Source organism: Nitrospira sp., assembly GCA_029194535.1.
Classification (GTDB): Bacteria; Nitrospirota; Nitrospiria; order Nitrospirales; family Nitrospiraceae; genus Nitrospira_C.
Genome location: JARFXR010000001.1, coordinates 1,740,197 through 1,753,526, shown reverse-complemented (window position 1 = coordinate 1,753,526; position 13,330 = coordinate 1,740,197). Strand labels below are relative to the sequence as shown.

General features: G+C 58.1%; 14 protein-coding genes. 4 read left to right on the top strand and 10 right to left on the bottom strand.

Features of this window, described 5'->3' with window-relative positions:
* Window positions 1-196 precede the first annotated feature (196 nt).
* Window positions 197-502, top strand: a complete 306-nt coding sequence (locus tag P0111_07955) for an RNA-binding protein (protein ID MDF0643950.1) — start codon at window positions 197-199, stop codon at window positions 500-502.
* 83 nt (window positions 503-585) lie between these two features.
* Here the strand turns inward: P0111_07955 and P0111_07950 are convergent, their stop codons facing one another.
* The 7 genes from P0111_07950 to P0111_07920 all read right to left on the bottom strand — a co-directional run bounded on the left by P0111_07950 (window position 586) and on the right by P0111_07920 (window position 8,961).
* The gene (locus tag P0111_07950) at window positions 586-1,362 is read right to left on the bottom strand and encodes a class I SAM-dependent methyltransferase (GenBank protein MDF0643949.1); all 777 of its coding nucleotides are present in this window, start codon (window positions 1,360-1,362) and stop codon (window positions 586-588) included.
* A gap of 155 nt (window positions 1,363-1,517) precedes the next feature.
* On the bottom strand, window positions 1,518-3,041 hold the full coding sequence (locus P0111_07945) for a DEAD/DEAH box helicase family protein (GenBank protein ID MDF0643948.1): 1,524 nt from the start codon (window positions 3,039-3,041) through the stop codon (window positions 1,518-1,520).
* A 331-nt stretch (window positions 3,042-3,372) separates the two neighbouring features.
* Window positions 3,373-4,071 (bottom strand): hypothetical protein, encoded by a 699-nt coding sequence (locus P0111_07940; protein MDF0643947.1) that lies wholly within the window; start codon window positions 4,069-4,071, stop codon window positions 3,373-3,375.
* A complete protein-coding gene (locus P0111_07935; protein ID MDF0643946.1) occupies window positions 4,068-5,360 on the bottom strand; it encodes a glycosyl transferase family 2 in 1,293 nt (430 codons plus the stop codon). The genes P0111_07940 and P0111_07935 overlap by 4 nt, the downstream gene beginning before the upstream one ends.
* Entirely contained in the window at window positions 5,357-6,568 is a 1,212-nt protein-coding gene (locus P0111_07930; GenBank protein ID MDF0643945.1) for a glycosyltransferase, read from the bottom strand. The genes P0111_07935 and P0111_07930 overlap by 4 nt, the downstream gene beginning before the upstream one ends.
* 30 nt (window positions 6,569-6,598) lie before the next feature.
* Window positions 6,599-8,272 (bottom strand): maltose alpha-D-glucosyltransferase, encoded by a 1,674-nt coding sequence (treS, locus tag P0111_07925; GenBank protein MDF0643944.1) that lies wholly within the window; start codon window positions 8,270-8,272, stop codon window positions 6,599-6,601.
* A complete protein-coding gene (locus P0111_07920; GenBank protein ID MDF0643943.1) occupies window positions 8,272-8,961 on the bottom strand; it encodes a DUF5752 family protein in 690 nt (229 codons plus the stop codon). The genes treS and P0111_07920 overlap by 1 nt, the downstream gene beginning before the upstream one ends.
* Before the next feature lie 142 nt (window positions 8,962-9,103).
* On the opposite strand from P0111_07920, the gene P0111_07915 reads away from it, so the two are divergent.
* A complete protein-coding gene (locus tag P0111_07915; protein MDF0643942.1) occupies window positions 9,104-9,328 on the top strand; it encodes a hypothetical protein in 225 nt (74 codons plus the stop codon).
* A 21-nt stretch (window positions 9,329-9,349) separates the two neighbouring features.
* Window positions 9,350-9,571 (top strand): hypothetical protein, encoded by a 222-nt coding sequence (locus tag P0111_07910; GenBank protein ID MDF0643941.1) that lies wholly within the window; start codon window positions 9,350-9,352, stop codon window positions 9,569-9,571.
* A 22-nt stretch (window positions 9,572-9,593) separates the two neighbouring features.
* On the opposite strand, the gene P0111_07905 is transcribed toward P0111_07910, so the two are convergent.
* Both P0111_07905 and tmpT read right to left on the bottom strand, forming a co-directional pair.
* Window positions 9,594-9,815 carry a hypothetical protein gene (locus P0111_07905; GenBank protein MDF0643940.1) on the bottom strand — a complete coding sequence of 74 codons (222 nt, stop codon included), beginning with the start codon at window positions 9,813-9,815 and terminating at the stop codon, window positions 9,594-9,596.
* Between the two features lie 516 nt (window positions 9,816-10,331).
* The gene (tmpT, locus tag P0111_07900; protein ID MDF0643939.1) at window positions 10,332-10,973 is read right to left on the bottom strand and encodes a thiopurine S-methyltransferase; all 642 of its coding nucleotides are present in this window, start codon (window positions 10,971-10,973) and stop codon (window positions 10,332-10,334) included.
* 278 nt (window positions 10,974-11,251) lie between these two features.
* On the opposite strand from tmpT, the gene P0111_07895 reads away from it, so the two are divergent.
* Window positions 11,252-11,686, top strand: a complete 435-nt coding sequence (locus P0111_07895; protein MDF0643938.1) for a VOC family protein — start codon at window positions 11,252-11,254, stop codon at window positions 11,684-11,686.
* Between the two features lie 106 nt (window positions 11,687-11,792).
* Here P0111_07895 and P0111_07890 read toward each other — a convergent pair whose 3' ends face one another.
* A complete protein-coding gene (locus tag P0111_07890) occupies window positions 11,793-13,169 on the bottom strand; it encodes an MFS transporter (protein MDF0643937.1) in 1,377 nt (458 codons plus the stop codon).
* Between the last annotated feature and the right edge of the window lie 161 nt (window positions 13,170-13,330).

Here is a 13,330-nt window from a genome sequence, read left to right as displayed (position 1 = left end):
GATGCCCCTGTTTCATCGCGGCGGGCCTCGCATGAAACCTTGGATTGATACGGCCTATCACCGATATTGTTGTCACCGAGAATCTGATCGGAAGCCTGACCTAAGCCGCCTCATGTAATTGCGTCTTCGGCCCTCTCCTTCCCCTCGTACATGTCTCGCGTTTCAGACAATGTCACTTTCAGAAGGAGGAACCCTCATGGGTTCAAAACTATATGTCGGCGGCTTGCCCTATGCGGCAACCGAGACGCAACTCACCACCCTGTTTGCCGCCCACGGCACCGTCGAATCGGCGCGCGTGATCGCAGACAAGTTTACGGGACAGTCGCGCGGCTTCGGCTTCGTTGAAATGTCCACGCCGGAGGAAGCCCAGGCGGCCATCGCCGCCTTGAACGGCTCGCAAATGGACGGCCGCTCGTTGACCGTGAACGAAGCGAAGCCGCAAGAACCCCGCGGCGGCGGGCGCGGGAATAGCTTCGGCGGCGGTCGCAACAATCGGTTCTAGCTGCGACGATCCGAACACAGGGGCGCCTGCATAAGGCGCCCCTCCTCATCCTCTCCCTTAATCCGGGCGTTCATCCCCGCTTCCTACGGTTTCCATCCGGAGAGTATGCACCGCTGAGCGATCAACGGCGCGAAGCTCGGCACGTCCTGCGACACGGCCGTCATGACCTCGCCGGCGAGTTGGGAGTCCTCAAAACACTCGTAGACGTCGTCGAGGAACCCGCCCCGCAGCAACGGATCTTGCAGAAACGCGGGCCCGTGTCCGGCGGCAACTTCTAAGGGCTCCTCGCTCACGACGATACGTTCGAAACCGAGCTGGTGGAGCCACCCACGGCCCTCCTCCGCGGACGGTCGTTCAGCGACATAGGCATCGAGCCTACGTCGTTCCTTCCGCAAATGTCGGACCGCCATTTCTTGATCCACTCGCCGCCACAGAGAATCGAACGTGCCTAGGGAGGGAAACGTCAGGACAATCTGTCCACCCGGCTTCAGGTGCGCCGACAAACCCTGAAGCGCCGCGAACCGATCGGGTCGAAAGAACATGACCGACAGATTCCCGGTGATGCGATCGAAACTCGGCAGGTCCGACGGCAGCGCGCGCATATCCAGACACTCGAATCGTAACCAAGGAAGCTGTCGCCCTTGAATCATCCTCGCACGCATCACCTGATTCGCATTGAGATCGATCCCGAGTACCCGTCCGGTCCGGCCTACCTGCTCGGCAAGATAGAAGGCAGGAATCCCATGCCCGGAAGCCACATCCAGAATCGTGGCTCCCGGAAAGAGCTGGAGGTGCGCGAGCAAGGATTCGGCGAACGGAGTCGACCAATAATCATGCTTGGGGAGAGGCCAAGACGACACGGCACACCTTTCATAGGATGATCCGGCTCGGCCGACGTGCGAGTCGGCCCCCAACCGGGCGGTCCAGACTATCCAACAGGATGATGCACCGATGCCGGTTTGCGATGCAACAGACCCGCAGAGGCGCTGCTCCGAGCCGAACATGACGCCCGGAACTACCGCTTCCCGTCGTACCCGCGGTCGCGCCACCGCTGCAATAGTTGGATCCGCTTTTCGAGCTGTTCTACGGTCGCCTGGTCCACGCGGCTGCCGGTGCGGGAAATGAGTTCGGCATTCAAGCGCCGGTGGTCGATGCCGACCTTGCGCGCCACGCTTCCCACCAGCAGGCGATGAAGGTCCCGCAGATCCCGTTTCCGGTCGTGCAACGGAATCTCGGAGGCCGGGGTGGCGACCTCGTCCGGCCTCGCCTCGTCATCCCCGATGAGCGAATCGACGCGGGCGACGGCATGTAGCGGGATAAACTCGTTGACCGACACTGTGACACGCCCGAAGAGATCCCGCTGACCGGCAGGCAGGATGTCTTCGAGGACATGATCGCGCTCCGCTTTGATCTGTCTCGCGTACCGGACCAACACCGGATCCTTGGGTAAATAGAGCCAGGCCCGCTGAGGTGTGGGTACGTCAGGCTGCATGCGGACAAATCGCCCGACCACCTGACGGAAATACATCTCGGTGAGCACGTTGGTTCCGTACACCCCGACCCGTAACCGCGGAATATCGACGCCTTCGCTCACCATGTTCACGGCCACGAGCCACTGCTGCTGCCGCTGCTCGGCAAAGGCCTTGATGGTCCGGCTGGCCGCAGGATCATCCGAGACCGCGACGGAGGCCGTTGCTCCGGTCCACTTGCCCACGAGCGCCGCCACCCAGCGCGCGTGATCTTGATCCATGGCGACGATGAGGCCCGCCGCGTCCGGCTGCTCCTGCTTCCGAAGCAGCGTCAGCTGCCGGTGGGCGTCGGTCACCACGGGACCCAGCCAGGTCTCCTGAAGCAGCGCGGTCTTCAAGCGTTCGCGCTGGCGCTCGAAGGTGAGACCGTCTTCAAACGTCGCCCGGTGCTCGCGCCCTTCCGAAAGCCAGCTGAGCTCCCCTTCATAGCTGGGAAAGAGAATAGGACGACACACCCGGTCTCTGATCGCGTCGGTATAGCCGTAGGCGAAGTCCGCCCGGCTTTCGCCCTGTTCGTATCGAACAAAGGGAATGGGATGATTGTCGGAGCGGAACGGCGTGCCCGACAAGACGAGGCGAAACACCGCGCGATCGAACGCCTCACGCAACGCCCTGCCCCAATGCCGGCCATCGGCGGCATGATGCAGTTCGTCCAGAATCACGAGGGTGGTCCGTGCGACGCAGCCTTGGTGGAACATCTTCGGCGCCAGAGCCACCTGCTGATATGTAACGACCGCCCCGTGGTAATCCGACGCCTCCCGTGACTGCTCGTTGGTCAGCGCAGGATCCAGATGCAGACCCACGGTTCCAGCCGCGTCGGCCCACTGGATTCGCAGGTGATTCGTGGGGCACACGACCAACAGTCGTTGCGCCCTGCTCGTTCGCACATAGTCGTGCGCGACGCGAAGTGCAAAGCGAGTCTTGCCCGCTGCGGGGGTCGCCATGGCCAGAAAATCCGCATCCGGATGTGCCTGCACGGCTGTAACGGCGCGCGCCTGCCAGTCTCGCATGGCCGCCGTCCATGGAGACAAGGGCGGGCTTGCTCTCGGCCGCCTCGACGTATTTTGTTTCACGCGTAATCCTCGTTGCTGAACGATGACGGGCAGGACCGAGTTCCTGTTCGGCCATGACGCCGCAAACCGAGCCGGGCATTGTAGCGATTTGGCGCAAAGGTGCAAGGGGCCGAATGGGGAAACGATCGCATCACGCCGGCACGAGTCACACCAGGGCCCTGTCGGTACTCTCGTTCGGCGCTGTTGAAGGAGTGGCTGGGGACAAATAGGACACAATAGGGGTATTCGGCCTCGCAAATCCTGACAACCGATAGACCTCGACCCGAATCTAGATGTGCGTGAACTCGTCGTCCTGCTTCTCCGGACGTAACCGTCGCTCCAGCGCGTCCTTGGCGATGTTGCGACCTCCCAACCCCAAGGCGATGGCCATTGCCAATACGATCCCGCCGAATATGATGGAAAACGCAGCCACGACGATCTCTTTCGCGATTCCCAGTTGGGTCAAAACCATTGCGCTGGTAAAGATCACCACACCCCACCACACCATATTTGCAATCAGACGGGCCCCTTGAATTTGCGCATTGACTGCCGCAATCAACACCGCTTCGCTGCTGAAATTTCCCAGTAGCATACCCACGAGCGCGACGAGGATTGCGGCGACCACATGAGGCAGGAATCCCAGTATGGCTCTCATAAGATTGGCGGTGGCTGGAAGATCCAGGGCATCGACGCCCATGAACGCAAAAAACAGAAACGCGACCCAAAACGAGACTCGACCGAGCAAGTGAGAGACCGGCTGCTTCATGCCGGCCTTCCCCAAGGTGGGAGTCACACCCATTCGCTCGCACAAGGCGTCGAATCGCACCGCCTTGAGAATGCGCATCAGCAGAAGCTTTACGAGCCATCCTATAGCCGCACCGAGCATCAGAAACGTGACGAGCGCCATCAGTTTTGGAAAGAAGAGCGCGGTTCGTTTCATCATTTCTCGAAATGCCTCAACCATTGCTTCTTGCCACATTTCACTCATTGGAACCTCCATCGCTCGACCAGATAGGGTTTCATGCTCTCAAAGATTTGACATCCCTGTTCGATCGTTTGTTCCACCTCGGCCTGGCCGCGATCTTTGGTTTCAAGAACCAATGATGCGGTACGTCCGAGGTACAGCGGCGTCAACGACCTGAGCAGATGCTCTCGATGGATGAGTTTCTCGTGATACGCGATGGCAAAGTCATAAACGGTCTGAACCCAGAGCGGCAGCGGAAAAGTGAACTCATCCTCTTGGCTCAAGCCCAGTGGAAGGATCCCGGCCAACGTGTCGGGGGCGAGAATGATCTCCCAGATGGGAAGCAGGTCTCTCAGGCCTTGTCGAAACCCCTTCACCATCCGGTCGACGTTGACGGCATGGGCCTCCGGCTCACCCTCCGTCGGCTGACCCACCTGGGGCACGATACTCGAACCGGACTGTCTTTCCCATATGTCTGCGTAACCTTCCATGCAATGGAACGCGGCTCCTACTGCCTGCGCCAGCACTCCGGCAACATCGGTTCCGGTCGCTTTCCCCTCCTGAATCTTGGCCCCCAGGAACGCTTGCCATATCTGGTAACCCTCGGCCACTGCCACGGTCGTCAGCCAGCTATCGATCCCGAAACGAGCGCCGTCTCCTTCCCAGAGATCTTTCTGCAAATAGAGGCTCGCCAGCCTTCCAGAAAACCCGTAGCCCCCGCCGGTCTGACAGGCCACACGCTTCCCATAGAGCGCCCGAGTCAATGGCGCAATCAGGTTATTGGTCAAACTGCCCTCATATCGTTGGCGCCGAAACATCGGCGCCACATAGTCTGCGCCTCTCTCCAACACCACTCGGCTCAACAAGGGCATCCATTCCGGGGCCACTGATCGAAGATTCGCGTCGACGACGACGCAAGCCCTCGCTTGGAGCCGTTCGGTAATCGTGAACAAGGAGCGAAACGCCTCCTCCCGACCGGGCATACCGGAGTATGACGCTCGATTAACGGCAAAAGGGTTTACACGCATATCGTCCGTGAGATGTTGGACCACCGCGAGAGGGACAACATTCCCTACGACGCGCTGGATGATGTCGCAGGTTCCATCCTGCGATCCGACATCGACGTTCACAATCAAGGGCGAGATACTTGGAAGCGACTCCTTCAGGCCTGCGAGGATCGCTTTCGTTACGGACTCCACATTCGGCGCCTGATTGAACGTGGGAAGACCGACGAGCAGATCGGCCTTGTGCAGGTGAGGACATTGCTCACGGACTTGCTCCCACCCCGTGTCCGGCATCGCGGATCTCTTCACGAGTCCTTCGTACGCTTTTCGAACAGCTTCATGAGGGTCAAAAACTCACTCAAGTGACGCGTGACAAGAAAGTTCCTCCTCACGTGCTCTCGACCGGCACCCCCCATGCGTTGGATGAGGCTGGGATTGTTGAGGAGCAGTCGCGTTCTGAAGGCCATGCCTTCGACGGAATGCACGGTATGTCCCGTCACTCCGTCCACGATCTGGGCGGCTATTCCACCCGCTGTGCTTCCGATCACGGGCTTTCCCTTCCACATGGCTTCGGCCACGGCGACATTGAACCCTTCCCTGATCGACTTCTGTAAAACAATCGTCGCCGCCCGTTGAAGCGCATTGATTTCCAGGTCCGCCTCGGGGGGCAACTGCAGGACATGAATATCCGGATCACTGCCGGCAGTCTCCAGTACCTGCGCCAACACCGCTTCACCTTCCGAATCGTGCGTCACACCGGAGCCGGCCAAGATTAGTCGGCAATCGTGGTGCTTCTTGACCAAGCGATACGCTTTGATCACGCCGATCGGATCTTTCGACCACTCAAAACGCGCCAACTGCAACAGAATCGGCTTATCGCGCGGGATCTCGAGCCGAAGAAGGACCTGGTTGATTTCCAGGCGCGCCAATTCACGGTTTTTTGTGCTCAAAGGATCAATCGACGGAGAAATAAGAAACTGCGGAATTGGAAGTCGATGGGCGAAACCGGGAAGTGAAAAAATCGTCGCATCGTATCCCACGATGAAGCGACGGAGAAAACTCCAGCTCTCTTGGCGAGGTTTGGCCACGTCGAGGTAACAGCGCCAAAACCATGTCCCTCCCTTGCGATGCTCGATCAACGCAGCCGGCGGCGGATCATGTACCATCACGAGATCCGCGTCCAGCTTCAGGGTATTGGCGGTGCGCTGATTGATCTTGAGATAGACGCTTTGCATGTGCTCGGTAAGGTGTTCGTCCTGGCCTTGCAGGGCATTGGTCAATCGTTTCGTGACTTGGAAGAATTCCTGATCGCCCGCGAGAACTTCCCAGCGAGCGTCAACGCCCAAGGTGTTCATCATGGGTACCAGCCGGCGCAGCACCTCGGCCATACCACCGCCGTATCGACCGGCGCTCACGTGCAGGAAACTGCGCCCCGCAACCTGGTCGCTCAATCTGTGGAGAAAGTCCACTGTGCCTTTCGGCGCGATATCTCGATACTCGTCCAATCCTGGAGTCATCTCCGGTCTCCCTGGTCTCTCGGCATTGCGTTATATGACGCTCTCTTCGAATCCGTAGGACGCATCGTCACCCCATGCGCGCTGCAGCTTGAACCAGTAGAACCCATAGGGAGCCAAACTCAATGCATAGGAGCGCTTGCCGATCGTCGGAAATCGCGAATCGCCGAATATCTCGATCGGGATCGCGCCTTCGAATCGTGCGAGGTCCAACTCCACCGCTTGAGCCGATCCGGCGAGGTTGTGTACCAACAGGAGGGTTTCCCCGCGATACTCACGCAGATACGCGAGGACTTTGTCTGTTTGAGGACGAAGGAAGACGATGGTGCCATGCCCGAACGCAAGGTGCCTTTTTCGTCCTGCAATCATGCGTTTCATCCAATGCAACAGTGAATGCGGCGACTGCCGCTGAGAATCCACGTTGATGGCTTGAAACCCGTACACCGAATCGGTGATGGCCGGCAGGTAGAGTTTCGTCGGATCGGCTTTGGAAAATCCCCCGTTCCGGTCTGCCGTCCACTGCATCGGCGTCCGAACACCGTTACGATCCCCGAGATGGACGTTGTCGCCCATGCCGATTTCATCGCCGTAATAGATAATCGGACTGCCTGGAAGGGTGAACACAAGACTGTTGAGCAGCTCGATCTTTCGGCGATCGTTATCCAACAAAGGAGCCAGTCGGCGAGCGATGCCGATATTGCGCCGCATCTGAGGATCTCGCGCATAGGCGTAGTACATATAATCACGCTCTTCCCCGGCACACATTTCCAAGGTCAATTCGTCATGGTTTCGGAGAAAGAGGCACCATTGGCAGCTGTCCGGGATTGGAGGCGTGTGCGTGAACATGTCCACGATGGGATGCCAATCCTCGCTACGGAGTCCCATGAACAGCCTCGGCATGAGTGGAAAATGAAAGGCCATGTGGCACTCATCTCCCTCGCCAAAGTAGGGCCGTACGTCGGCGGGCCATTGGTTGGCTTCTGCCAGCAGGATACGCCCTTGATAGCGTTCGTCGATCCGCTTTCGTACTTCCTTCAAATAGGCATGAGTCTCAGGAAGGTTCTCGCAAATGGTGCCCTCTCGCTCAAACAGATACGGCACCGCATCGCAGCGAAATCCATCAAGTCCTTGTTCCAGCCAGAAGGACATGATGTCCAGCATGGCCTTCTGCAGATCTGGATTGTCATAGTTGAGATCAGGCTGATGACTGAAAAACCGATGCCAGTAATAGGCGTTTGCGGTCGGATCCCAGGTCCAATTCGACTTTTCTGTGTCAATAAAGATGACTCGGGCCTTGTCGTATCGCTTGTCGCTCTGACTCCAGACATAGTACTCGCGCTTCGATGCATGCGGTGAGCTTCTCGCATCCTGGAACCACGGATGTTGGTCGGAGGTGTGATTGAGGACAAGATCGGAAATTACGCGCATCCCGCGGCGATGCGACTCGTCCATAAACCGGCGAAACTCTTCCATCGAGCCGTAGTTGGACGATATGCGCTGATAATCCGCGACATCGTAGCCGTCATCGCGCAAGGGAGACGGAAAGAACGGAAGCAGCCAGAGACAGTCGATTCCCAGCCATTCGAGGTAATCCAGCTTGTCGATCAGACCTCGAAAATCTCCGATGCCGTCATCATTTCCATCGCAAAAGGCTTTGACGGGAAGCTCGTAAAACACCGCCTCCTTGAACCACAGTGGGTTTGTCATCAATACGGCGTCCCTCCTTCCTCGCGAATGCCGCGGCGTTTCAGAAAGTCGTCGCACACCGTCAGCAGCGCGGACCGCACCCGTTCAAGGCTCCCGAGATATGGATTGATGGCCTGCAGCTGCTGCGCGAGTTCCGGCATGCCGAGACTCTGCTCAATCCATGCTGCGAAATCGCTTTCTTCCTGCTTGAGATGATGGCGCGCTTCGAAGACGTGGAAATAGATTGCACTCACTTCGACCTCACTCAACGCGCTCCGAAACTCCTGCAGCGTCCGAACCTCCATGCCGGTGGGTACTTGCAGGATCCGAGACCTATTGAAATGGAACGGCTGGCCGAAGATGACTCGCGGCACGATCGGCATCTTGGACAGATGATCGTCGATAATCGAAATGAGTTCCCCGCGAAATGCTTCAAGCTCTCTGAATTCGAATGGATCCATTACCGCCAGGCGTTCCCCTAACTCGAGATCCCGCACCTCCATCGCGACCCATTGAGCAAAATCGTTGGGATATACGCGCTCAACATGACTATGCCGAAGAAAATAGCTATGCGTATGAAAGTAGATCGAATCCAAGGGCACAGACTCGAGCAACTCCACCAGTCTTCTTTCGTCCTCCGCCGCTTCGCCGAGAATTTCTCGCAACTCGCTACATTCCATGAACAAGAACGGACGATTGGTCGCGGGCATGTACTCTCCTTGGCATGTTTCGGCCCAGGAAGAGTATCAGCTGAATGCAGCAGTAGGATCTGGGGTATTTACTAGTGGTTCCCGGCCCCATATTGGCATTTCTAAGGGTAGGAGATACGGGAATCCCGTGGAGGACAGCTGCATGGAATATAAGGGGTACCGCATCGAATCGTGCCCGTCCCAACATTCTGCGACGGACACGTGGAGGGCGCGCATCTACATCTCGTGGGAGCCGCATGACGCCAATTCGACCCGTTCCTTTTCGCCCAATGAGGTCTATCAGACCCAGGAAGAGGCTGATCGCCAGGGCCTCGCTCTTGGTGAATTGATCGTGGACGGGAAGATTCCGGGGTTATCGAGAGACTAGCGCGAGGGTCCAGGTTCTTGCGTGCCGGCCGACCAGGGAAACACCCGGTTTCTCCTGCTGCCTGGAATTTTCAACGACAAATCGTCTCTGTTAGGTATGGCCTACAAATCTACGACGTTCGTACACACGGGGCACGTCACCAGCCGCTGGCAAGACGGATCTGCCTATTACAATCAACATACGCTGTTCTTTTTTGTCACTTTTGGAGGGACCGACCTGGTTCAGGCTCCCGCACTCCGATGACGTGACGAACGATCGCGTGAAGTTACCATTCCGCCGGATGGTACTTGTAGGGATTCGCCTGGCTTGACCTGTTGCTCGCGATTGTCTGGGTTGACCTGTCCTCTGCGACGACGTGGCTCGACTCGTTGACCACGATGACCTTGCTGGTCTGTTCCACCCGCATATCTTGCCACACCATCTTCACAAGCGAGCGAATCACCTCCATCAAGGATCGGACACTGTCGACAACAACCGGCGTATCCATAACAAAACCTCTCTTACAAAGTGCCGCTTGATCAACCGCAATGGATCGTCGCCGTAGGTTACCCTGCGAGACTTCCCTTCGATATACCTAGATCGCACGGATCCTCCCCTCGGAGGGGGGGCTGGCAAGACCTGACGTCGCGATGTCTTGAAGATCTTGAGATCATTAACGCGATGCACGGCAGGCAAGCGTCCAACGCGTCTCGATCAGGTGCTTGCACAGCAAGACCGGCAGCCGCGCTCGGCATGGATCGCTAGAATAGACTTCAGATCAGAGAGAGATGGCCGCATGACACATCTCCCAATGAGCCAGGCGATCAGCTCCTCTATCGACAACGAGGATCGGAGTTTTCTGCCGCATCTCGCTTTATGAGGTCTCTTGGTTCCGGCGAGAGGTACGCCGTTTCCCTCTGAAGTACGCGTACCTGAGAGACAGGGCGGAGCTAACCCAGGAAAGAGCACTTCGAAAGCGGTGAGAACCAGCAGGGATGGCGGAGAAGGGCTAGGCTCCGGAGGATCAAGTAGGTTGTTTCAGCAGCCACACGTTCTCTTTAGCGGGACATTTCCCCTTCAAGCCGCCCGATACGTCGGTGCCGGCAAGCAGCCTGACATCATAGTGACTTGCGTAATGCCTTTCCACTTCCTCATCACTCACTGAAAAAGGAGGCCCTTCCATCAGACGTTGGTCGTAGGAATAACAGATCAGCAACTGCGGAGCCTTACCGGTCATCTCCATGAGGTGCGTTGCATATCGATTTCGCATGGCTTCGGGGAGAGCCACTAATGCCGCCCTGTCGTAGACGGCATCGGCCGATCCCAGCACCGCTCTCGATAAGGCAAAAATATCGCCGACGAAAATGTCGAGGTGCTTTGCGCTCCACCGCTCGACCTCGCCGATCGTGGATATTTCCGGTTGCGCGGCAAGTTCCATGAAGAGTTGCTCGATGGCGAGGCGACTCAACTCAGCTCCAACCACTTGATAATCCTTGGAGAGAAGCCAAGCAATATCGAGACTTTTCCCGCACAAGGGTACGAAGACACGCCTGCCCTTGCCCAAAGACAGCTCGTTGAAATGCCTCACCAGCAGTGGGTTGACCTTGCTTTCATGGAAAGCAATTTCATTCTTCTCCCACCGCTGATGCCAAAAGCTTGGGTCCATGATCAACGCTCCTGACCCCTGACGACTGAAGTCTGCCGATCGGCACGGTACGCATGACTGCGTGCCGGCGTGAGATTCTTAAGGTTGCCGGCTCCATTGTCAAGGGCCTCCCGGCTCGGCCCAGCATTAATTCACAGAGATGGTGGCGATCCGTCCAACCATGTGACTCTGTTGGGCTATGCCTTCGTGTTGACACATTCAAACTCTGGGCAGTAGCCTACGGGCGTCTTGACGTTCTCATGTACGCCCAACCCGGTCATTCATGATGCTGCACATTCATGATTCTGCACATTGACCATGTGACCGTGGTAGTCCGGGACGTCGCCAAGGCCAAAGCCTTTTTCGGCCTGCTGGGATTTGTCGAGGACAAATCCGTCGTCATTGCCGGTGATCAGTTTGCCCGCTACATGGGTGTGCCGGGGATCGAAGCGGAGCACGTCACGCTGGTGTCGAACCAGACGCCTCGGTTTGAAATTCAGCTACTGCGATATATCCGCCCAGATCACCTGCCCGACGCGGATGTCGCGAACCTGGCAAAGCCCGGCTTCAATCACCTCTGTTTCGCTGTGACGGATTTGGATGGGGAGGTACGGCGGTTGGTCGGTCAGGGTGTGACGCTGCGGAACGAGGTCATGGACTTTCATGCCCGGAAGCTGGTGTTTCTTTCCGGTCCCGAGGATATTACGGTCGAATTAGCCGAATGGCATGCCTGAGCCCCTTCTACAGTACGTTCTGACTCCAAGCGTTTTACATCCTTTCCGAACGGGGCGTATAGGCGCGACCTGGCCGGCTTCGAGTTGAACATCCCAATGATCGGCGTCAGGCCGCTCGATCGCTGACACGGCGACAGAGTTCCTTGGTTTCAGTCGTCGTCGCCCAGCGGTCTCGCACCGCCGCCCGCACGTGGATGAACCGTGAAAGGGCGGTGGCCAGGACAGCGGTGGCCAACATGACGAAGCCGATCCCGATCACGCCGGCCACCTCGCCGAAGCGCTGCGTAATCAGGCCGAAGACCGTCATGCCGCCAATGGCCATCGTCATCGCGGCAGTCGTGTAAATCGCCAAGACCCGTCCCACCATGTGCCCTGGAGCAATTTCCTGCAACACTCCCCAAGCAATCGGGGTCAACGTGCCCACGCCGGCACCAATCAGCACCATGCACACCGCAGCGGTCCGGAACTCGTCCGCCATTACCAACCCCCACATCGCCACCCCGCTCAGCGCGCTCGAGGCGGAAATCATGAGGAACCGCTTGCGCAGCTCCCAGTCCGTCACCTTCACGAGGCCGACGGATACTGCCAGCAACCCGGCTCCGAAGGACGACCACAGGTAGCCGACCTCCGCCGGTCCAAGATCGAGCAAGTTGCGTGCAAAAACCGGCAGCAATGTAGAAAACGCTGCGGTTCCGAATGTGTACAGGGAGGCGGCCAGGATCAGCACAAGAATCCGGCGCTGCGTCACCAACGAGAACCGGAGGCCCTCCACGAGATCGCGAACCAGGGACGAAGCTGCTCCTCGACTGTGCTGGACACGTGCCTCGGCCGACATGTGAATCGGCAGGAGACAGGCAGCGGACCCTAGATACGTAATCGCGTTGATGCACAACACCTCTTGCGATCCGATAGACGCGATGCCGATGCCGCTCAACGCCGGCCCAAGAATGACCCCCAGGCTGGTGGTCGTCTGCAACATCGCGTTGGCGGCGGTGAGTTGACTCCGCCCCACGAGAAACGGCACAGCGCTCGTCATCGCCGGCCCAAAGGCGGCTGAGGCGATCGCGTGCAGAAGGACCAGCGCGTAAAGCCGCTCGACGGTGAACGACTCAACGGAGACCATGCAGGGAACGACGCCGATCAACAGCGCCCTCGCGACATCGCTGCCGATCATGATCCATTTCTTCGACAGGCGGTCCACACAGACGCCGAACAACGGACCCAGCAAGACCGGCGGCAGCGTCTGCAGCAGACCGATGACCGTGGTCTTCATCGGCGAGCCGGTGACCGAGTAGACAAACCACAGCAGAGCGAGTTTGGTCACACCGTCGCCGACCTGGGCGATGATTTGGCTCCACCACACCAAACTGAAGTCACGCGTCAGCAGCCATTGCGCCTCGCCGGTTCGAGCAGACATCGCGGCCCGAGCCGGCACAATCGGCTCTGCCTGCGCTCCAATGGAACGGCACTCATGGAGTTTCACGTCGGTTCCAACCTCAGAGGAGACTACGATCCATCAGCTTCCATCGCATCAAAGTATAGTTGAGGGGGTCGAAGCTGCCTATCTTTCTTCTCTTCTCAGAAGTGCAGCGAGGCGCCGGGAATGAGGAGCATATCGACCGATCCCAAGGGCCGTGTATTAGC

Coding starts and splice junctions, on each gene's coding strand:
- P0111_07955 (MDF0643950.1), top strand. CDS start 197: ATGGGTTCAAAACTATATGTCGGCGGCTTGCCCTATGCGGCAACCGAG.
- P0111_07945 (MDF0643948.1), bottom strand. CDS start 3,041: ATGCGAGACTGGCAGGCGCGCGCCGTTACAGCCGTGCAGGCACATCCG.
- P0111_07940 (MDF0643947.1), bottom strand. CDS start 4,071: ATGAGTGAAATGTGGCAAGAAGCAATGGTTGAGGCATTTCGAGAAATG.
- P0111_07930 (MDF0643945.1), bottom strand. CDS start 6,568: ATGACTCCAGGATTGGACGAGTATCGAGATATCGCGCCGAAAGGCACA.
- treS (MDF0643944.1), bottom strand. CDS start 8,272: ATGACAAACCCACTGTGGTTCAAGGAGGCGGTGTTTTACGAGCTTCCC.
- P0111_07920 (MDF0643943.1), bottom strand. CDS start 8,961: ATGCCCGCGACCAATCGTCCGTTCTTGTTCATGGAATGTAGCGAGTTG.
- P0111_07915 (MDF0643942.1), top strand. CDS start 9,104: ATGGAATATAAGGGGTACCGCATCGAATCGTGCCCGTCCCAACATTCT.
- P0111_07905 (MDF0643940.1), bottom strand. CDS start 9,815: ATGGATACGCCGGTTGTTGTCGACAGTGTCCGATCCTTGATGGAGGTG.
- tmpT (MDF0643939.1), bottom strand. CDS start 10,973: ATGGACCCAAGCTTTTGGCATCAGCGGTGGGAGAAGAATGAAATTGCT.
- P0111_07895 (MDF0643938.1), top strand. CDS start 11,252: ATGATTCTGCACATTGACCATGTGACCGTGGTAGTCCGGGACGTCGCC.